The sequence below is a fragment of the Brucella pituitosa genome (genome assembly GCF_965577835.1).
Lineage (GTDB): Bacteria > Pseudomonadota > Alphaproteobacteria > Rhizobiales > Rhizobiaceae > Brucella > Brucella pituitosa.
The window spans coordinates 698,956-717,375 of record NZ_OZ264092.1; the positions used below are offsets into that span (position 1 = coordinate 698,956).

An 18,420-nucleotide genomic window follows, 5' to 3' on the forward strand; every position below is an offset into this window, starting at 1 on the left:
CGGCAGTTTACCGGGATCTCTAATTCTTATGCGCGCCCAACTGTCTCGAAGACAACGCTTTCAAGCGATTCACGCGCGCTGACACCCGACCAGACAACAAACTGAAATGCCTGAAAATAAGTTTCACAAGCTTCAAGTGCTGCCGACAACAGCACCTCGACCTGGCGGCTGGTTGGCTCTGCACCACCGGCCAGCAGCAACGACTGGCGATACATGATCGCACCTTCCTGCTGCCACAAATCAAAATGACCCATCAGAAGCTTTTCATTGATCAGCGATAGCAGCCGCATCACTTCATTAACGCGCGGCTCTGCAACCTTGATGTCAAAGGCGCAAGCCAGGTGCAACGCTTCAAAGTCCTCCATCCAGGAGAACGAGATGTGGTAGTCGGTCCAGTTACCCGCTACCGAAATTGCAATTTCATCGTCGCCAGTCCGCTCGAACGTCCAGTCGTTTGAATTCGCAACGTGCTCGATCACATCCACAGGATGCGCTTCGCGTGCAAATTCAAGCTCAAGAAGGCTCATGTCCGTTTCCTGTTCTGGGAAGCGCCTCGAAAGACACCTCCAAATTCCCGGCGCGCAAGTTATTGCTCGCCCGCACCCATCACCACGCAAGACTAAGCGCAGAAAAACAGGCACGAATTGATCGGTTGAGGAACCGACATGCTTGAAAAGCATGCAACGCCTCAATGGCACACGCACATACGCAACTGATACTGGAAAGCAGCCTGAAGACGCGAAAACTAAAACTACAGCCCCTCGCCGCCGCCCACATGACCACATTACGAATCATGTAGTGTTTTCAGTCTATTGATGCTGAATCTGAACGCCAGCCCCTTTTCTAAAAAGAGGCATTAAAGCATGTGGAAATATGATTGGAGCGGGCCGCAACCCTTGCCTTAACCGACTCTAAGACAAGGGTTTTTGGCACTTGCGGCCTGTTAATAAAAAATTATGAATTATCTTTGGATTTAGCAGTCGAAGCAGAGGATTTTGCCGTTTTGGCACTCGAATCAACTTCGAGTTTGGCAAGGCGCGCTTCCAAAGCTTCAATTTTAACAAGAAGAGCACTGTTTTCAGCACGCGCCTTGATTGCCATTTCGCGCACCGCTTCGAAGTCCTCGCGCTGCACCACATCAAGCGTATTCAGTACGCGTTCGCTCTGCGAGCGCAAAGCCGTCTCCACCTCACGGCGCACGCCTTGGGCTGCGCCTGCCGCATCCGTCACAAGCTTGGCGAGTTCATCAAGAACCCGGTTTTGTCCGCTGGTCATGGCATTATTCCCTATCTTCGATACAGGCTTGTTGAAAACCTGATTTTGAAATAGGGCCGTCTCGGTTCTGATGCAAGTAAAGCTGTATAAACGTGATGACTTGACCACTCAGATATCGTCGCGCATGGTCCGCCGGAAAATGGAGTAATTGAATGATAGAGACGTTGCTGCCGGTTTCGGCTCTGGCTTTTCCGAATATCGATCCGGTGATTTTCTCCATCGGCCCGCTTGCCGTTCACTGGTACGGCCTCGGCTATGTCGTCGGCATCATGTTCGCATGGTGGTACGGCAAGAAGCTTCTGCGCAACCATCGTCTCTGGGCCAATAACCAGCCACCCATGAAGCCTGAAGCGCTCGACGACTTTGTCATCTGGGCGGCACTCGGCGTCGTACTTGGTGGTCGTATTGGCTACGTCCTCTTCTATAATTTCTCCTATTACCTCTCCAATCCACTGGCTATTCCGGCAGTATGGGATGGCGGCATGTCATTCCATGGCGGCATTCTCGGCACCACAGTCGCTATGATCCTGTTCGCGCGCTCACGCGGCATCAAGGTCTGGAGCATGTTCGATGTGATTGCAGCAGGCGTCCCCGTCGGACTTGGCGTCGTGCGCGTGGCAAACTTCATCAATTCCGAACTATGGGGCCGTGTCAGCGATGTGCCATGGGCTTTCTATTTCCCAAATGGCGGACCAGAACCACGTCACCCAAGCCAACTCTATGAAGCATTCCTCGAAGGCTTTGTGCTGTTCTTCGTTCTTCTTCTGCTCGTATGGCTTGGCAAGAAACTGAAAGCCCCCGGCTTTATCGCTGGCACATTCGTCCTTGGTTATGGTCTCAGCCGCATTATCGTCGAATTCTTCCGCGAACCGGATGCCCAGCTTGGCTATCTCTTCGGTGGCTGGCTGACCATGGGAATGATCCTTTCCCTTCCAATGGTTCTCATCGGCATTTGGGCCATGTGGCGCGCAAATCGGGCCGTCACAAAGAATGCCTGAGGCGACACTGAAAGACCGGCTGAAACGGCTGATTGGCACCACAGGGCCGATTAGCGTCGCCGATTACATGGCGGCGTGCCTCGGCGACCGTGAATCAGGCTACTACACAACACGCGAACCATTCGGACGTGAGGGTGACTTCATCACCGCGCCCGAGGTCAGCCAGATGTTCGGCGAACTGATCGGCATATGGTGCGTCGGTATATGGGATGCGCTCGGACGCCCTGACAATGCAGTCCTGTGCGAAGTCGGCCCCGGCCGCGGGACGTTAATGAGCGACATGCTGCGCACAATCAGACAGCTTGCGCCAGAAATGTTCACAGCCATGCGCGTTGCCATGGTCGAAACCAGCCCGCGACTGATCGAAAAGCAGAAAGAAAAGCTCTCTGGTTTGGGCCGGTCAATCGAATGGTACGAGAACTTCCCGAGCATTCCAGACGGCCCGTTGATCCTCGTTTCCAACGAGTTGTTCGATGCAATACCGTTTCGACAATTCGTTAAAGCCAATGGCCGGTTTGTCGAACGAATGATCGCGCTTGATGAGCAGGACGAGTTCCAGTTTGTCAGCGGCGCTGGTGGCATTGACGAGGCTCTATTGCCAGTCGGTCATCAGTCCGCTTCCGATGGCACTATCTTTGAGGCAGCCCCTGCCCGCACTGCTTTGATGCAGGAGATTGCGCAACGAATTGCAACAACACGTGGAGCCGCACTCACAATCGATTATGGACATCTTCAATCAGGCTTTGCAGATACGCTGCAGGCCACGTTGAAACACGCCTATGACGATGTATTTGCACATCCGGGTCAGGCAGATCTTACCAGCCACGTCGATTTCGACATGTTGGAAAGAGCTGCCCGCAATTGCGGATGCAAGACGGGAACCATGACGCAAGGCGATTTTCTACTGGCGATGGGGCTCATCGACCGTGCGGGTCGCCTCGGCACTGGACGCGATGTGGCATCTCAGGAAAAAATTCGCGACGACGTTGAGCGGCTCGCAGCACCAGATCAGATGGGGACACTGTTTAAGGTCCTTGCGATCAGCGATCCCGCCACCGCAATCTTCCCGTTTGAAACAACCCCGTATCCACCCTCAGCCTAGCTCGCTGTCAAAAAGCTGCGATTGACAAGCCGACTTGCCTCCCCCAACATCCTGCCGTTTGAAAAGAGAAAGCTAATGACCGATAAGCCGCAACCGCTTCGCTCCGCCCTGTTGGATGGCCCTGCCGGACACAACGGCAAGCGCATTGCGCATGGTTTTTTCACACGCAAAGGCGGCGTTTCAGATGGCATTTATGCCGGTTTGAATGTCGGCAGCGGGTCAAATGATGTGCCAGAACTGGTGACAGAGAATCGCCGTCGTGTTGCTGAAACCCTTGGCGTCGCATCCGACCATCTGATGACAGTCCACCAAGTACATTCCCCGGACGTGCTCCGCGTCACTGAACCATTCAGCAGTCCGCGCCCGAAGGCTGATGCTATGGTCACCAATGTCCCGGGCATTGCTATCGGCGCCCTGTCTGCGGATTGCGGCCCTGTCCTTTTTGCCGATCATGAAGCCGGTGTCATTGGATCGGCCCATGCGGGCTGGCGTGGTGCGTTTACCGGTGTTCTTGAAAACACCATCAATGCCATGATTGAACTCGGCGCAAAGCGTGAAAATATCATTGCGGTTCTTGGCCCAACAATTGGCCCCGAAAATTACGAGGTCGGTCCGGAATTCTATGCTGAGTTCACCGGCAAAGACGAAAGCTATGACAAATATTTCCAGCCTTCGGCCAAGGAAGGTCACAAGCTATTCGATCTCTGGACTTTTATCACGGATCGCCTGACCAAGGCGAATGTGAAAGCCGAGGCATTGCGTCAGTGCACTTATGCCAATGAAGATCAGTTCTATTCCTACCGGCGCACCACGCACCGCAACGAGCCTGATTACGGTCGTCAGATCGCCGCCATCGCTATCGTAAACGATTAGGAGAACCACATGGCCCTTCACTTCGAGCCGGAAGAATTCGCTGCACGTCGCGACCGTCTGATCTTGAAGATGGAGGAAGAGAAGCTGGATGCTCTGCTGCTATTCGCGCAGGAAAGCATGTACTGGCTGACTGGCTATGACACGTTCGGCTTTTGCTTTTTCCAGTGTCTCGTGGTGAAGGCTGATGGATCGACAGTGCTGATGACCCGCTCTGCCGATCTGAGGCAGGCGCGTCACACCTCCAATATCGACAATATTACCGTCTGGACCGATCGCGACAATGCCAATCCGGCCATAGATCTGCGCAACATCCTGACGGAGCTCGATCTTCTCGGCACACGCATTGGCATCGAATACCAGACCCATGGCCTGACCGGTGCTAACGCGCGCAAGCTGGATGAACAGCTGCAAAGCTTTGCCAAGCTTTTCGACGCCTCTGGCATGGTTGACCGCTTGCGTCTTCTCAAGAGCCCAGCAGAAATCGCCTATGCCAAGCGTGCGGCTGAACTAAGTGATGACGCGCTGGACGCTGCACTGAAACTCACCAAGGCAGGCGCAAGCGAGGCGGACATTCTGGCCGCGATGATGAGCGCAAACTTTGCGGGCGATGGCGATTATCCGGCCAATGAATACATTATCGGCTCTGGCGCCGATGCACTTTTGTGCCGCTACAAAGCAGGCCGTCGCACGCTTTCTGCGAATGATCAGCTGACACTGGAATGGTCAGGCGTCTTCCGACACTACCATGCACCGATGATGCGAACCGTCATCATCGGCCAGCCAAAGGCAGAGCATCTAAAGCTCTACAATGCCGCACGCGAGGCGCTGGAAGCCGTCGAGACAGCGATGACGCCGGCATCGACCTTTGGCGATGTGTTCGACGCGCATTCCCGCACGATGGAAGCGCATGGCCTCACCCGTCATCGCCTGAATGCTTGCGGCTATTCGGTCGGTGCACGCTTTACGCCATCATGGATGGACCCGCAGATGTTCTATTGTGGCAACCCGGAAAGCATCCAGCCGGACATGACGCTGTTTGCGCACATGATCATCATGGATTCTGACACCGAAACGGCAATGACGCTTGGTCAGACTTACCTGACGACAAATGGCGCTGCCGTACCGTTGTCCCGTCATTCACTCGACATTATTGTCAAGTGACGCAGGATAAGCGATAAACTCCGTTCGTAGCGCAGGAGTGGTCTGCGCTTTCAGGAGCATGAAGCCGAACATGAACAAGGCACATCTTTCTATGATGTTGTTGCTTGCTGGACTGCTTGCCGCCTGCAACAGCACCGAGTCTGCATTGAACGTGCAGGGAACCAACCAACAATCCGGACAAACCACAACGCCGCCTGCGGGCCAGGCATCTACAGTTCAGACGACTGCACCAGTTGCAACACCTGCACAGACAACAACACCGGCGACACCGCCCGCACGTACGGCCTCTCTCAAGCCGGGCAAGCTTTACATAGCCCCGATCATCGGCGCACCTGTCAGTGTCGTAACTCCGCTTACCCATCGCATCAATGATGATGCACGCGCCAAGGGTGTCGAGCTTGCGGGTAATAACGGCACCGACGCCGCTTATGTGATGAAGGGCTATTTCTCGGTTTTGTCTGAAGATAATCAGACAACGATCCTCTACGTCTGGGACGTGATGGATGCTTCCGGCAATCGCCTCCACCGCATACAGGGTCAGGAAAAAGTACCGGGCGCGTCCGCAGACTCATGGAGCATCGTTCCGCCGTCTGCCATGCAATCTATCGCCGATAAGACCATGCAGGAATATTCCACCTGGCTTGCGGCAAATCGCGCATGAGAACGAGCTGAGACAGCAAAAGACTGAAATCTTTTGCTGAATCGCGTGTTGGCCCTGTGGGAAAGCACTTTGCGAGGGCTTTTTACTGCAATTGTTTTCCCTCAGGCCTTGCAATAGCGGTGACTCTTTGCAATAGGCCGCACATTCGAGAAAACCTTGCAAGCTGCGGCACTTGACCAATCGTCATAGAACCTGCGGCTTTAAAGCTTTTCAAGAATGACAGAGCGCACCCGGATTTGTGTTGGGTTTCGCTCAAACCAGAGATTACGTCCGTTTCACGGACTTTTTGCGACAGAACGAAACTGCTCCGGCTTCAGAGGCAAAAAGAATGAAACTTTTCGCAGGCAACTCCAACCGGGTTCTTGCCGAATCCGTTGCTCAATATCTCAACATCCCGCTTGGCAAGGCTACTGTGCGCCGTTTCGCCGATCAGGAAATCTTTGTAGAGATTCAGGAAAACGTACGCGGCGAAGACGTATTCGTACTGCAATCGACATCCTATCCCGCAAACGACAATCTGATGGAACTGCTCATCATGATTGATGCGTTCCGTCGTTCATCGGCACGCCGCATCACCGCCGTTCTTCCTTATTTCGGCTATGCGCGTCAGGATCGTAAGCCCGGCCCACGCACACCAATTTCGGCAAAGCTTGTCGCAAACCTTATCACTGAAGCGGGTGCTAACCGCGTCCTGACGCTTGATCTTCATGCCGGTCAGATTCAAGGGTTCTTCGATATCCCAACGGACAACCTCTATGCCGTTCCAGTCATCGCACGCGATGTGAAGGCGAACTATGCGACCGGCAACTGCATGGTTGTTTCGCCTGACGTTGGCGGTGTGGTTCGCGCCCGTTCGCTTGCAAAGCGCATCGATGCGCAGCTCGCAATCGTCGACAAGCGTCGTGAGCGTCCGGGTGAATCGGAGGTCATGAACGTTATCGGTGACGTAACCGGCAAAGATTGTCTGCTGTTTGACGATATTGTTGATTCCGGCGGCACGCTCTGCAATGCAGCTGAAGCTCTGCTTGCCAAGGGCGCAAAGAGCGTTACCGCTTATATCACGCACGGCGTTCTCTCCGGCGGTGCTGTTGCCCGTATCGCTTCGTCAAAGCTGAAAGAGCTGGTCATCACCGACTCCATCCAGCCAACAACAGCAATCAACGACGCTCCGAATATTCGCGTTCTGTCGATTTCCAGCCTTATCGGTGAAGCGGTTGCACGCACGGCAGCTGAAGAATCAGTTTCGAGCCTGTTCGACTAAGAGCGTATCCCGAAAAGTGGGAACCGGTTTTCGGAAAAGATGCGCGAAATAATTAGAAGACCAGTCGAAAGATAATTCCGAAACATGCCGCGAGCAGAAGCACGAGCGGCATGTTGAGCTTCAGAACGACAAGTAAGAATGCCGCCGCGCCTGCGATCAGGACGGCGGCATTGTCTATTGTGCTCACCACCGGCAGTGGCAGGGTTACTGGTCCGATCGGGTGATCAACCACTTTTCCAAACAGCACATGCAGCGAGAACCACAGGGCAAGATTGGCAATAACGCCGACGACTGCGGCCGTTATCCCACCCAGCATGGCGGATAACCAGCGCACTTTGCGCAAACGCTCAAGAAACGGTGCGCCAGCAAAAATCCATAAAAAACAAGGTACGAAGGTAAACCACAGCGCAATCAGGCCACCGAAAAAGCCGCCCAGGAGCGGCGGCAGGCCCGACAGATTGGACGCTCCAACAAAGCCCACAAACACCAGCACAAGGATCAGTGGCCCCGGTGTGGTTTCAGCTAATCCGAGGCCTGTCAGCATCTCACCGGGCTTCATCCAGCCAAAATGCTCAACGGCCTGCTGTGCCGTATAGGAGAGAGCAGCGTAGGCACCGCCAAATGTCACCGCTGCAAGCTTTGAGAAAAATGCGGCTTCTGTCGTGAACACGTGCTGTCCGCCAAACACCAGATAAAGCGCTAAAAGTGGCAGAAGCCAGAGCGCTCCCCAGATGAGCGCCTGCTGCGTCGCTACACGCATTGCATTCGTCCCTACCGCACCATGTGCAGCCCCATGCCCATCGCGCTGCAACCAGTGACGCATTCCTCCTGCCAGCGCCGCAAGCGCCACCACCAAAGGAAACGGCAGTTTAAGGAACGCGACGGCCATAAATGCCAGCACCGCTACTGCATAGGAAAATCCAGACGCCAGTGTGCGTCTGGCCATTCGATAAAGAGCCTCAAAGACAATCGCCAGAACTGCAGCTTTAAGCCCAAACAAAAGACCGGCGACCACATCAACATGACCGAAGGCCACATAAAGCGCCGATAGCACCAACATGACCGCAGCACCGGGAAGAACAAAGAGCAACCCGGCAAGCAGCCCGCCACGCCAACCCTTGGCGGCCCAGCCGCAATAGGTGGCAAGTTGCATGGCTTCGGGTCCCGGTAAAAGCATGCAGAAGTTCAGAGCATGGATCAGCCGCTCCTGATCCATCCACTTCTTTTCGTCGACGATCACTCGCTGCATCATGGCAATCTGCGCAGCAGGCCCACCAAACGACAGCAACCCGATCTTGCCAAACGTGGCGAATAATTCTCTGAAATCCGGTTGCGGCTCTGTTGTCATGTTCTCTCTCTGCATAATCCTCCAAGCAGTTGCTGAGGATCATTACAGGTTCATGACAATTTGCACAGAAGGCCCATTACTCAGCCGCAGTGCTTTCATCGACCTGATCATCCGGTGCGTTGGGATCGCCCGGTGCAGTTTCACATTCGAGATCCGGGAAGTTGACGATACGCAAACCTTTGAAGTCGTTGCGCAATACAAGAAGACCGCGCTCTTCAAAATAGGTCAGGAGACGCCGCGCGCGGCTCAATGAATGCGTGCCATAGGCACGCGCGAGAGCGGCATCTGAAGGGCATGGCGCGCCCGTCACTGCTGCCTGTGCGACAATCAGGAACACACCCTGCACATCATCTGTGAGACTTTCGGACAGCGTCAATGCCTTCTGCCATGTCTCGCCGGTCGCTACATCGCTCTCAATGCTGGCTTGCGCAACAGCAAGACGGCGGCGGAACGCAGGCAAAGCCAGTGGTTCTCCGGGAACGCGATGGATGCGGCAACGCACCAGAAAATCCTGATAGAGCACAGCAACTGAACGGAAGGATGCTTCCGGGTCATCGACAATTTCGCGCATCACCTTTTCAAGAAGACCGTCACGCTCGGCTTCCACAATGCCAGGAAACAACGGTGCTTCAACAGGTTCAGCTTCCGGCTTGGGTTTGGCGACCTGCGCCAGAATTTCCGCTGTCGATGGTGGCGGAGGCGGTGGTGGTGTGCGGCGTACAACCGTGCGAATTTCTTCAGGTGCTGGCGTGAAGATCAGATCGCGCGCATCTTCCGGTGCATCCGGTAACGGCATCAGTTTCGGCGAAGACGAACGTGCCGAGGTCTCAACCTTGCCAATTTTGATCGGCAGCGGACGACGTGACAAAGCAGGTCCCAGCGCGATGAAATGGCCGCGCTGCAAATCGCGGAACATCTCCGCCTGCTTACGCTCCATTCCGAGCAGATCGGAGGCACGCGCCATGTCGATATCGAGGAATGTGCGGCCCATCAGGAAGTTCGATGCTTCCGCAGCAACATTCTTAGCAAGCTTTGCCAAGCGCTGTGTGGCAATCACACCAGCAAGGCCGCGCTTACGGCCACGGCACATGAGGTTTGTCATCGCGCCAAGCGAAAGCTTACGCGCTTCATCAGACACTTCGCCTGCGGCAGCGGGCGCAAAGAGCTGCGCTTCATCGACCACCACGAGCATGGGATACCAATAGTCGCGCTCGGCATCAAACAGACCACCGAGAAAAGCTGCGGCAGCGCGCATCTGTTGCTCGACATCGAGACCTTCGAGATTGAGCACGACGGAAACCCGGTGTTGGCGAATACGTCCGGCAATACGCGTCAGTTCAGCTTCGGTGCGGGCAGCATCAACGACGACATGGCCGTGAATGTCGGCAAGCGTCACGAAATCGCCCTCAGGATCAATGATGCATTGCTGCACCCATTGGGCACTCTGCTCAAGCAGGCGACGAAGGAGATGCGACTTTCCCGACCCGGAATTTCCCTGAACCAGCAGACGGGTTGCGAGAAGCTCTTCAAGATCAAGCATGGCCTGCTTGCCACCACCAAGCGCACCTGCCGCAGCAGTACCGCTTCCAGCAACAGAACCCATGTCGATACCGACCTGCATCTCGTTTCCTTTTGTTTCATGAATATTGGGGCGACTCGGCAGGAGAACCTGCAATCGATCAGGCATCCGCTTAACATTTTTGACGCAGCCAATGCCACCCGTTAAGACAAAAGCCCACAGAAGCTGTCTTTCCAACCAAAAAACTTGCGCTTGAAAAGGCTATGGGCTATAGGCCTGCCATCCGCGTAGACACCCTTGGAGGCAACGCGGAATGGGGCGGTCCGGTCTTTCACAATGTGGAAGACATTACGGGCTGTTTCATGTTGTTCGCTGGAGCATGATCCCGAAAAGTGGAAACCGGTTTTCGGACTAGATCATGCTTAGATAAAAAACTGCGACCAACACTCCAGTAACTTTGAAAGGTAATGCCATGAGCGATACTTACGTGCTCAAGGCCGATCTGCGCAGCCGGGTTGGTAAGGGGTCCTCCCGCGAACTTCGCCGCAACGGCCAGATTCCTGCAGTCATCTATGGCGACAAGCAGGAGCCCCTCGCAATCGCCGTTCCTTATAAGGAAATCTTCTACAAGATCCATGGCGGTGGCTTCAAGACCACTGTTGCAACGATCGAAGTAGACGGCAAGAAGATTCAGGTCCTTCCTAAGGACTACCAGCTGGATCCAGTTCGTGACTTCCCACAGCACGTTGACTTCCTGCGCGTTTCCGCAAAGTCGGTTGTTCACGTCAACGTTCCAGTTCACTTCAAGAACGAAGAAGCATCACCGGGCATCAAGCGCGGCGGCGTTCTCAACATCGTTCGTCACGACGTTGAACTGATCGTTCCTGCGAATGCAATTCCAGAAGCTCTCGAATTCGATCTGACCGGCCTTGAAATCGGCGACTCGGTTCACATTTCGGCTATCAAGCTGCCGAAGGGTGCAACTGCTGCCATTCAGGACCGTGACTTCACGATCGCCACCATTGCTGCACCTGCCGGCCTGAAGTCGGAAGAAAATGCAGAAGGCGCAGAAGAAGCAAAGACCGAAGGCGAATAATCGCTTTCCGTATTGAGGGGTCTGAAATCCATGCTGCTCATCGCAGGACTTGGCAATCCGGGCCCCAAATATGCGCATAACCGACACAATATCGGTTTCATGGCGGCGGATGAAATATTCCGCCGCCATCGCTTTTCCAACTGGCAGAAGAAGTTCCATGCCGAAATCGCCGATGGCGTGATCGACGGTGAAAAGGTACTTCTCATCAAGCCGATGACTTTCATGAACCTCTCCGGCCAGTCCATTGGAGAAGCCATGCGCTTCTACAAGCTGACCCCTGCCGATCTCGTCGTGATATATGACGAACTTGATCTTGCGCCTGCAAAGCTGCGCATCAAGACAGGCGGTAGCTCCGGCGGCCATAACGGCATCAAATCCATCGACGCCCATGTGCAGGCCTTCCCCGGCGGCAAAGACTATCGCCGTATGCGGCTTGGCATTGGGCATCCGGGCGCAAAAGAGCTGGTTCACAATTATGTTCTGGGTGATTTCGCCAAGGTCGACAGCGAATGGCTCGACACGCTGTTCGGTGCCATTGCCGATAATGTTGGCTTGCTGGCCAAAAAGGAAGACAACAGCTTTATGAACCGTGTGGCTATCGCCATGGGCGATGGTAGCCAGCGCCCCAACGGCTTCAAGGCTGATCCTGCACAATTGGAAAAGGCTCCTGCCAAGGCTCAGAGCCACATTCGGCAAGCGCGCCAGAGCGCAGCCAAGCCAAACATTCCAGCAAGCGGCCCGATGGCTGAAATGCTCAAGAAGCTTCTGGGTAAGAAAGACTAAGTCATGAGCGAAGTCGTTTATATGTTTGCCATGAGCCTCGATGGCTTCATCGCCAATGACGATGGCAGTTTCGATTGGCTCGAACAGTTTCCGCCAGATGACGGCTTTGGTTTCGATGAGTTCATGGCGGGCATCACCGGAATCGTTATGGGACGCGAAACCTATGATGTCATATGTTCCATTCCTGAATGGCCTTATGGGCCGATGCCCGTTGTTGTTGCAACGCATCAGAAATTTGATGATCTGCCTGCAAACACGGTCGCAATGGCTGGTAATCCGCACGAGTTGATTTCACAGCTCAAAGCTTTGGGCGCAACCGGTCGCATATGGCTTATGGGTGGGGGCGATCTGGCGCGGCAATTTCTCGATGCCGGTCTGCTTGACATCATCGATATAGGAACTATTCCGGTCATTCTGGGAAGCGGAAAACCGGCTTTCAAAAATTCATCACGCCACTGGCTGGATTTGCAATCCGCCAATGCGCTTCATAATGGCGCCGTGCGCTCAATTTACCGCGTCAAGCGATAAGGGACGAATATCATGGGTTTCAAATGCGGCATCGTCGGCCTGCCTAACGTCGGCAAGTCCACGCTTTTCAACGCGCTGACCAAGACGGCCGCAGCACAGGCTGCAAACTATCCGTTCTGCACCATCGAACCAAACACTGGCGAAGTGGCTGTTCCTGATCCGCGCCAGAATGGCATTGCGAAAATCGCCGGCTCGAAGGAAATCATCCCGACCCGCATCAACTTCGTTGATATTGCAGGTCTGGTACGCGGCGCATCCAAGGGTGAAGGCCTAGGCAATCAGTTCCTCGCCAACATTCGCGAAGTCGATGCGATCGTGCATGTCCTTCGTTGCTTTGAAGACGACGACATCACCCATGTTGAAGGCCGTATCGATCCTGTGTCTGACGCAGAAACCGTTGAAACGGAACTGATGCTGTCGGACCTCGAAAGCATCGAGCGCCGCATCATTCAGATCCGTAAGCGCGCTGCATCCAAGGACAAGGAAGCAACCACCGTCCTGCCAATCATGGAACAGGCGCTGGAGCTGTTGCAGAATGGCAAGCCCGTTCGCCTGATGCTGAAAGACATTGCACCAGACGATCTCCTGATTCTCAAGGGTCTGAACCTACTCACCTCTAAGCCGGTGCTTTATGTCTGCAATGTTGCCGAAGGCGATGCTGCCAAGGGCAATGAGTATAGCGAGGCCGTTGCGAAAATGGCTGCAGAACAGGGCGCAGAGAGCGTCATTATTTCTGCTGCAATCGAAGCAGAAGTAGCCCAGCTCGCTGATGAAGAAGCCAAGGAATATCTCGATGCCATGGGCCTCGAAGAGCCCGGCCTCGACCGTCTCATTCGCGCAGGCTACAAGCTGCTCGACCTGATCACCTATTTCACGGCTGGCCCCAAGGAAACACGCGCATGGACCATCAAGCGCGGCACCAAGGCACCGGGCGCTGCAGGCGTTATCCATACGGATTTCGAGCGCGGCTTCATTCGCGCGCAAACCATCGCCTATGAAGACTACGTCAAGTTCAACGGTGAAGTCGGCGCCAAGGAAGCAGGCAAAGCGCGGGACGAAGGCAAAGAATACATCGTCCATGACGGCGATGTGATGCTGTTCCGCTTCAATACCTGATACGATCAGGCCACCGTGAAAACGGTGGCCTTTTTTCTTATTCGGGAGGAGACCGGATTGACTGATAAGACGCCCCAATATGCTTATGAAGATTTCACGCAAGGGCTGAAGCTCCCCTTCGGGCCGCGCACCATCACCAAAGAAGAGATTATCGAATTCGCCCGTGAGTTCGACCCACAACCTTTCCATCTGGATGAAGAAGCAGGCAAGGCAAGCGTACTGGGCGGGCTAGCCGCGTCGGGCTGGCAGACTGCTTCCTTGATCATGCGAATGGTTTGCGATGCTTTTCTCACAAACTCCACCTCGCAAGGCGGCCCTGGCGTCGAATTCACGCGATGGAAGCGCCCCGTACTTGCAGGAGATACGCTGAACGGCATGACGACGGTTAAGGATAAACGCATCTCTAAATCTCGTCCGACAATCGGCCTGATTACGTTCCATCATGAACTGTTCAATCAGCGTGGCGAAAGCGTCTGTGAGATGCAGCATCCATGCATGATGCTGCGGCGCAATCATGATGTGATCCCGGGAGATGCAGCATGAGTTTCCTTGAAGAAAACCTCGGGCAGGATATTGTCATCGGAAGCTATACTTTCTCCGCCGAAGAAATAATCGACTTCGCCAGAAAGTATGATCCACAGCCATTTCACCTGGATATGGAAGCTGCAAAGAACAGCGTCTTCGGTGGTCTCTGCGCCTCCGGCTGGCACACCACAGCGGTGTTTATGAAGCTGAACGTCATGTCCATCGTAGCGGCTACAAAGGAGGTGATGAAGCGCGGTGAAGTTCCACCGATGTTCGGTCCCTCCCCCGGCTTTGAAAACCTGAAATGGATGAGGCCGGTCTATGCCGGTGATACGATCACCTATAGGCGCACCGTGCACGCAGTACGCCCTCTCACCTCGCGTCCAGGCTGGTCGATGTTGAGCATGAGTACCAGTGCCTTTAATCAGGACGGCCAGCAGGTTCTGTCCTTCGACAACGCTGCGATGGTAAAGCTGCCTTCATAACAAAAACGCCCGGATAAATCCGGGCGTTTTTTCTTCTATCTGTTCGGGCTCAATCGCCTTCGAACTCGACAAGCGTGCGCACCGGCACACCAAGAGCTTCAAGTTTCTTGCGACCACCAAGGTCCGGCAAATCAATGATGAAGCACGCCGCCACAATCTCGGCACCCATCTGAAGAAGCAACTTCGCTGCAGCTTCCGCTGTACCGCCGGTTGCAATCAGATCATCCACCAGCATGATGCGCTCGCCCGGAACGATAGCATCGCGGTGCATTTCCATTTCATCAATGCCATATTCAAGACTGTAGGCAATGCGCACGGTATCGCGCGGCAGTTTGCCCTTCTTGCGGATTGGCACGAAACCAGCGGAAAGCTGGTGCGCAATCGCCCCGCCAAGAATGAAGCCGCGTGCTTCAATACCTGCAACCTTGTCCACCTTATTGCCTGCATAAGGATAGACCAGTTCATCAACAGCACGACGGAAAGCCTGCGCATCACCCATGAGCGTTGTCACATCACGGAACTGAACACCGGGTTTCGGATAATCAGGAATCGTTCTGATCGCGTCCTTCAACGTCGCTTTGAGTCCGGATTCCATTTTCAGTCCTTTCAGAGGATAAGCCCACGCGATGTCATAAATGCAGTGTCGGCTGACTCAATTATATTGAACTCACTTCAATCATGATATGCGCACCACGCCAAGCACGTTCGCACATTTTTGAACGGCTTCTGCTCTTTCCAACGAAAAGGGCGCCTCACGGCGCCCTTTGAAACAGTTCAACTTGATCAAATGACCAGAGCATAATTCCTAAAACTTGGATCAGTTTAAGGTAAACTACGCTCTTATTTTAAAGTGTTAGAGCGACCTTTGCGCGCCCAATAGCGCGCACGGCGCTCTAATGCTTCACATTCGACCAGACCGAACGCTTGGCAATATAGACAAGGCCTGCGAACAGGATCAGGAAAATAATGACCCGGAAACCTGTTTTCTTGCGTTCTTCCAGATGCGGTTCTGCGGCCCACATCAGGAATGCTGAAACGTCACGCGCATACTGATCCACCGTCTGGGGTGAACCATCATCATATGTTACCTGATCGTCGCTCAGCGGCTTGGCCATGGCAAGCGACTTGCCCGCGATGAAATACGGGTTGTAGTGCGTGCCTTCCGGGACATGCATGCCTGCTGGCGGCTGTTCATCATAGCCGGTCAGAAGCGAGTGAATGTAATCCGGACCTGCTTCGGCATATTGTGTGAATATATCGAAGACGAACGTCGGGAAACCACGCTCAACCGCACGAGCTTTCGCAATCAGCGAAAAGTCTGGCGGAGCTGCACCATTATTGGCGGCAGCGGCTGCATTTGCGTTCGCAAATGGCGACGGAAAATGATCTGTCGGGATTGCCTTGCGGGTGAACATTTCACCATCCGCATTGGGACCATCCTGCACTTCATATTCCGCAGCAAATGCCTTCACCTGCTCCGGCGAATAACCAAGATCTTCCAGCGTACGGAAGGCTACCAGGTTCATCGAATGGCAAGCAGAGCAGACTTCCTTATAGACCTTGAGACCGCGCTGAAGCTGCCCTTTGTCATAGGTTCCAAACGGACCAGAGAAGGTCCATTTTTCCTGCTTTGGATGGTGGATCGGAAAATGTTCAGGTTCCCCTTCACCACCGGCGGCAAAAGCACCGCCCATCGTCACACCCAGCGCAACCAGCGGAGCAATACCGAAGGCAGCGAAACTCTTGAGGATGTTTTTCATTGTTACGTCCTTCATCTCTCGCTGCTTCAAGCCTTGATGTCCACTGGGGCGATCTCAGCTTTGCCTGCACCCTTTTCCAGTACCGCCTCGGTAATCGAGTTCGGCAGACGCTTTGGCGTCTCAATCAGGCCAAGAACCGGCATGATGACAATGAAGAATGCGAAGTAGTAAAGCGTACCCAACTGAGCCATGAAGACATAAGTGCCTTCCGCAGGACGCGAACCAAGCCAGCCAAGGAAGATGGCATTGATGACGAACAGCCAGAAGAACAGCTTGAACCAAGGGCGATAGACCGCTGAACGAACCTTCGACGTATCGAGCCAGGGAACCACGAAGAGGATCGCGATTGAACCAAACATGGCCAGAACGCCGCCGAGCTTCGAGTCGATCGGTCCGATGTTGAAGGTGATAGCGCGCAGCATCGCGTAAAACGGCAGGAAGTACCATTCCGGAACGATGTGAGCTGGCGTCTTCAGCGAGTCTGCCGGGATATAGTTATCCGGATGACCGAGGAAGTTCGGCAAGTAGAAGACGAAATAAGCGAAGAAGATGAAGAAGACGAGCGCGCCAAAAGCGTCCTTGATGGTCGCATAAGGCGTGAACGGCAGTGTGTCTGTCTTCGACTTGACTTCAATGCCTGTCGGGTTGGTCTGGCCGGTTACGTGCAGTGCCCAGACGTGCAGGATAACAACACCTGCAATCATAAACGGCAGTAGATAATGCAGCGAGAAAAAGCGGTTCAGCGTTGGATTATCGACAGCAAAGCCACCAAGCAACAATTGCTGGATCGGTTCGCCTATCACCGGAAAGGCGGTGAAGAAGCCCGTGATAACCGTCGCACCCCAGAAGGACATCTGTCCCCATGGCAGCACATAACCCATGAAGGCTGTTGCCATCATAAGAAGGAAGATCACCACACCGAGAATCCACAGAAGCTCGCGCGGCGCTTTGTAGGAGCCATAATACAGACCACGAGCAATATGCAGATAAACCGCAATGAAGAAGAAGGATGCTCCATTGGCGTGCATATAGCGCAGCAGCCAGCCGGAATTGACATCGCGCATGATCTTTTCGACGGAATTGAACGCAATGCCCGTATCAGCCGCATAATGCATTGCCAGCACAATACCGGTAATGATCTGCGCAATGAGCATAAAGCTCAGAATGCCACCAAACGTATACATGTAATTGAGATTACGTGGCGTCGGATAGGCAACAAAGGAATCATAGACAAGGCGCGGTAAAGGCAGTCGTTCGTCGACCCATTTTTCGATGCCGGTCGAGGGCGTATATGTGGAGTGTCCACCACTCATGTTTTCTCTCCCCAAGATCTGTTTTAGCCGATCCTGATGACCGTATCGGAAGCAAATGCGTATGCCGGAATGTGCATGTTTTCCGGTGCTGGACCGCTGCGGATACGACCTGCGGTGTCATAGGTCGAACCGTGGCATGGGCAGAACCAGCCACCGAAAGAACCCGATTCACCGAGCGGTACACAACCAAGGTGGGTACAAACGCCGATCATGATGATCCAGTTTTCCTTACCTTCACCAGCAGAACGCGCGACATCGGTCGCCTCCGCATCAGCAGGAAGGTTCGCATTGCGGGCCGCGATATCTTTCAGATCGCCAAGAGCAGTCGTCTTGGCATCTTCGATTTCTTTGGCCGTACGGTTACGGATGAAAACTGGCTTCCCGCGCCATTTAACGGTGAGTGACGCACCTTCTGCCAGAGACGATACATCAACCTCAATGGACGCTGCAGCAAGCGTCGAAGCGTCGGGGCGCATCTGGTCGATAAACGGCCATGCCAGTCCGCCGATACCGACGACACCGGCCATTCCCGTCGCAATATACAAAAAATCACGCCGTGTCGGCTCAGCCGTGTCGTGTGCGCTCACGTGCCAATTCCTTTTTAACCTGGATATCC

At 54.2% G+C, this 18,420-nt stretch carries 20 protein-coding genes; 12 read left to right on the forward strand and 8 right to left on the reverse strand.

Annotated features, from left to right (window positions below):
- Positions 1-26: 26 nt before the first annotated feature.
- Both ACSME1_RS03385 and ACSME1_RS03390 read right to left on the reverse strand, forming a co-directional pair.
- Positions 27-527 (reverse strand): YbjN domain-containing protein, encoded by a 501-nt coding sequence (locus ACSME1_RS03385; RefSeq protein ID WP_024899435.1) that lies wholly within the window; start codon positions 525-527, stop codon positions 27-29.
- 427 nt (positions 528-954) lie between these two features.
- Positions 955-1,275, reverse strand: coding sequence for an accessory factor UbiK family protein (locus ACSME1_RS03390; RefSeq protein WP_024899434.1), 321 nt, complete (start codon positions 1,273-1,275; stop codon positions 955-957).
- A 152-nt stretch (positions 1,276-1,427) separates the two neighbouring features.
- Here ACSME1_RS03390 and lgt point away from each other — a divergent pair, with 152 nt between their 5' ends.
- The 6 genes from lgt (at position 1,428) to ACSME1_RS03420 (ending at position 7,331) form a co-directional block, all read left to right on the forward strand.
- Positions 1,428-2,273, forward strand: a complete 846-nt coding sequence (gene lgt / locus ACSME1_RS03395; RefSeq protein WP_024899433.1) for a prolipoprotein diacylglyceryl transferase — start codon at positions 1,428-1,430, stop codon at positions 2,271-2,273.
- A complete protein-coding gene (locus ACSME1_RS03400) occupies positions 2,266-3,375 on the forward strand; it encodes a class I SAM-dependent methyltransferase (RefSeq protein ID WP_105705706.1) in 1,110 nt (369 codons plus the stop codon). Before lgt ends, ACSME1_RS03400 begins: the two co-directional genes overlap by 8 nt.
- Positions 3,376-3,450: 75 nt before the next feature.
- Entirely contained in the window at positions 3,451-4,248 is a 798-nt protein-coding gene (gene pgeF, locus ACSME1_RS03405) for a peptidoglycan editing factor PgeF (RefSeq protein ID WP_036567983.1), read from the forward strand.
- Positions 4,249-4,257: 9 nt separating this feature from the next.
- Positions 4,258-5,409 carry a M24 family metallopeptidase gene (locus tag ACSME1_RS03410; protein ID WP_435654936.1) on the forward strand — a complete coding sequence of 384 codons (1,152 nt, stop codon included), beginning with the start codon at positions 4,258-4,260 and terminating at the stop codon, positions 5,407-5,409.
- A 58-nt stretch (positions 5,410-5,467) separates the two neighbouring features.
- The gene (locus ACSME1_RS03415) at positions 5,468-6,070 is read left to right on the forward strand and encodes a hypothetical protein (RefSeq protein ID WP_100558723.1); all 603 of its coding nucleotides are present in this window, start codon (positions 5,468-5,470) and stop codon (positions 6,068-6,070) included.
- A gap of 328 nt (positions 6,071-6,398) precedes the next feature.
- On the forward strand, positions 6,399-7,331 hold the full coding sequence (locus ACSME1_RS03420) for a ribose-phosphate pyrophosphokinase (RefSeq protein WP_024899428.1): 933 nt from the start codon (positions 6,399-6,401) through the stop codon (positions 7,329-7,331).
- 52 nt (positions 7,332-7,383) lie between these two features.
- On the opposite strand, the gene chrA is transcribed toward ACSME1_RS03420, so the two are convergent.
- Both chrA and ACSME1_RS03430 read right to left on the reverse strand, forming a co-directional pair.
- The gene (gene chrA / locus ACSME1_RS03425) at positions 7,384-8,679 is read right to left on the reverse strand and encodes a chromate efflux transporter (protein WP_024899427.1); all 1,296 of its coding nucleotides are present in this window, start codon (positions 8,677-8,679) and stop codon (positions 7,384-7,386) included.
- 76 nt (positions 8,680-8,755) lie between these two features.
- Complete coding sequence (locus ACSME1_RS03430) at positions 8,756-10,300, reverse strand: helicase HerA domain-containing protein (protein ID WP_024899426.1); 1,545 nt, start codon at positions 10,298-10,300, stop codon at positions 8,756-8,758.
- 370 nt (positions 10,301-10,670) lie between these two features.
- Here ACSME1_RS03430 and ACSME1_RS03435 point away from each other — a divergent pair, with 370 nt between their 5' ends.
- From ACSME1_RS03435 to ACSME1_RS03460, 6 genes are read left to right on the forward strand one after another with little or no spacing between them, the layout of a single operon-like run.
- Positions 10,671-11,294, forward strand: coding sequence for a 50S ribosomal protein L25/general stress protein Ctc (locus ACSME1_RS03435; protein ID WP_024899425.1), 624 nt, complete (start codon positions 10,671-10,673; stop codon positions 11,292-11,294).
- 30 nt (positions 11,295-11,324) lie between these two features.
- Complete coding sequence (gene pth, locus ACSME1_RS03440) at positions 11,325-12,077, forward strand: aminoacyl-tRNA hydrolase (protein ID WP_024899424.1); 753 nt, start codon at positions 11,325-11,327, stop codon at positions 12,075-12,077.
- A 3-nt stretch (positions 12,078-12,080) separates the two neighbouring features.
- Entirely contained in the window at positions 12,081-12,605 is a 525-nt protein-coding gene (locus ACSME1_RS03445) for a dihydrofolate reductase family protein (RefSeq protein WP_024899423.1), read from the forward strand.
- Between the two features lie 12 nt (positions 12,606-12,617).
- Positions 12,618-13,721 (forward strand): redox-regulated ATPase YchF, encoded by a 1,104-nt coding sequence (ychF, locus tag ACSME1_RS03450; RefSeq protein WP_024899422.1) that lies wholly within the window; start codon positions 12,618-12,620, stop codon positions 13,719-13,721.
- 57 nt (positions 13,722-13,778) lie between these two features.
- Positions 13,779-14,264 (forward strand): MaoC family dehydratase, encoded by a 486-nt coding sequence (locus tag ACSME1_RS03455; protein ID WP_024899421.1) that lies wholly within the window; start codon positions 13,779-13,781, stop codon positions 14,262-14,264.
- Complete coding sequence (locus ACSME1_RS03460) at positions 14,261-14,731, forward strand: MaoC family dehydratase (RefSeq protein WP_024899420.1); 471 nt, start codon at positions 14,261-14,263, stop codon at positions 14,729-14,731. Before ACSME1_RS03455 ends, ACSME1_RS03460 begins: the two co-directional genes overlap by 4 nt.
- Before the next feature lie 49 nt (positions 14,732-14,780).
- Here ACSME1_RS03460 and ACSME1_RS03465 read toward each other — a convergent pair whose 3' ends face one another.
- The 4 genes from ACSME1_RS03465 to petA form a co-directional block, all read right to left on the reverse strand.
- Positions 14,781-15,326 carry an adenine phosphoribosyltransferase gene (locus ACSME1_RS03465; RefSeq protein WP_024899419.1) on the reverse strand — a complete coding sequence of 182 codons (546 nt, stop codon included), beginning with the start codon at positions 15,324-15,326 and terminating at the stop codon, positions 14,781-14,783.
- 298 nt (positions 15,327-15,624) lie between these two features.
- Complete coding sequence (locus tag ACSME1_RS03470; RefSeq protein ID WP_024899418.1) at positions 15,625-16,491, reverse strand: cytochrome c1 family protein; 867 nt, start codon at positions 16,489-16,491, stop codon at positions 15,625-15,627.
- A 26-nt stretch (positions 16,492-16,517) separates the two neighbouring features.
- The gene (locus ACSME1_RS03475; protein WP_024899417.1) at positions 16,518-17,804 is read right to left on the reverse strand and encodes a cytochrome b; all 1,287 of its coding nucleotides are present in this window, start codon (positions 17,802-17,804) and stop codon (positions 16,518-16,520) included.
- A gap of 23 nt (positions 17,805-17,827) precedes the next feature.
- A complete protein-coding gene (petA, locus tag ACSME1_RS03480) occupies positions 17,828-18,391 on the reverse strand; it encodes a ubiquinol-cytochrome c reductase iron-sulfur subunit (RefSeq protein ID WP_024899416.1) in 564 nt (187 codons plus the stop codon).
- Positions 18,392-18,420: the final 29 nt, after the last annotated feature.

What these genes read in the sequence shown, in the direction of transcription:
- ACSME1_RS03385 (WP_024899435.1), bottom strand. Translation starts at nt 527, where the DNA reads ATGAGCCTTCTTGAGCTTGAATTTGCACGCGAAGCGCATCCTGTGGAT.
- ACSME1_RS03390 (WP_024899434.1), bottom strand. Translation starts at nt 1,275, where the DNA reads ATGACCAGCGGACAAAACCGGGTTCTTGATGAACTCGCCAAGCTTGTG.
- lgt (WP_024899433.1), top strand. Translation starts at nt 1,428, where the DNA reads ATGATAGAGACGTTGCTGCCGGTTTCGGCTCTGGCTTTTCCGAATATC.
- ACSME1_RS03400 (WP_105705706.1), top strand. Translation starts at nt 2,266, where the DNA reads ATGCCTGAGGCGACACTGAAAGACCGGCTGAAACGGCTGATTGGCACC.
- pgeF (WP_036567983.1), top strand. Translation starts at nt 3,451, where the DNA reads ATGACCGATAAGCCGCAACCGCTTCGCTCCGCCCTGTTGGATGGCCCT.
- ACSME1_RS03410 (WP_435654936.1), top strand. Translation starts at nt 4,258, where the DNA reads ATGGCCCTTCACTTCGAGCCGGAAGAATTCGCTGCACGTCGCGACCGT.
- ACSME1_RS03415 (WP_100558723.1), top strand. Translation starts at nt 5,468, where the DNA reads ATGAAGCCGAACATGAACAAGGCACATCTTTCTATGATGTTGTTGCTT.
- ACSME1_RS03420 (WP_024899428.1), top strand. Translation starts at nt 6,399, where the DNA reads ATGAAACTTTTCGCAGGCAACTCCAACCGGGTTCTTGCCGAATCCGTT.
- chrA (WP_024899427.1), bottom strand. Translation starts at nt 8,679, where the DNA reads ATGACAACAGAGCCGCAACCGGATTTCAGAGAATTATTCGCCACGTTT.
- ACSME1_RS03430 (WP_024899426.1), bottom strand. Translation starts at nt 10,300, where the DNA reads ATGCAGGTCGGTATCGACATGGGTTCTGTTGCTGGAAGCGGTACTGCT.
- ACSME1_RS03435 (WP_024899425.1), top strand. Translation starts at nt 10,671, where the DNA reads ATGAGCGATACTTACGTGCTCAAGGCCGATCTGCGCAGCCGGGTTGGT.
- pth (WP_024899424.1), top strand. Translation starts at nt 11,325, where the DNA reads ATGCTGCTCATCGCAGGACTTGGCAATCCGGGCCCCAAATATGCGCAT.
- ACSME1_RS03445 (WP_024899423.1), top strand. Translation starts at nt 12,081, where the DNA reads ATGAGCGAAGTCGTTTATATGTTTGCCATGAGCCTCGATGGCTTCATC.
- ychF (WP_024899422.1), top strand. Translation starts at nt 12,618, where the DNA reads ATGGGTTTCAAATGCGGCATCGTCGGCCTGCCTAACGTCGGCAAGTCC.
- ACSME1_RS03460 (WP_024899420.1), top strand. Translation starts at nt 14,261, where the DNA reads ATGAGTTTCCTTGAAGAAAACCTCGGGCAGGATATTGTCATCGGAAGC.
- ACSME1_RS03465 (WP_024899419.1), bottom strand. Translation starts at nt 15,326, where the DNA reads ATGGAATCCGGACTCAAAGCGACGTTGAAGGACGCGATCAGAACGATT.
- ACSME1_RS03470 (WP_024899418.1), bottom strand. Translation starts at nt 16,491, where the DNA reads ATGAAAAACATCCTCAAGAGTTTCGCTGCCTTCGGTATTGCTCCGCTG.
- ACSME1_RS03475 (WP_024899417.1), bottom strand. Translation starts at nt 17,804, where the DNA reads ATGAGTGGTGGACACTCCACATATACGCCCTCGACCGGCATCGAAAAA.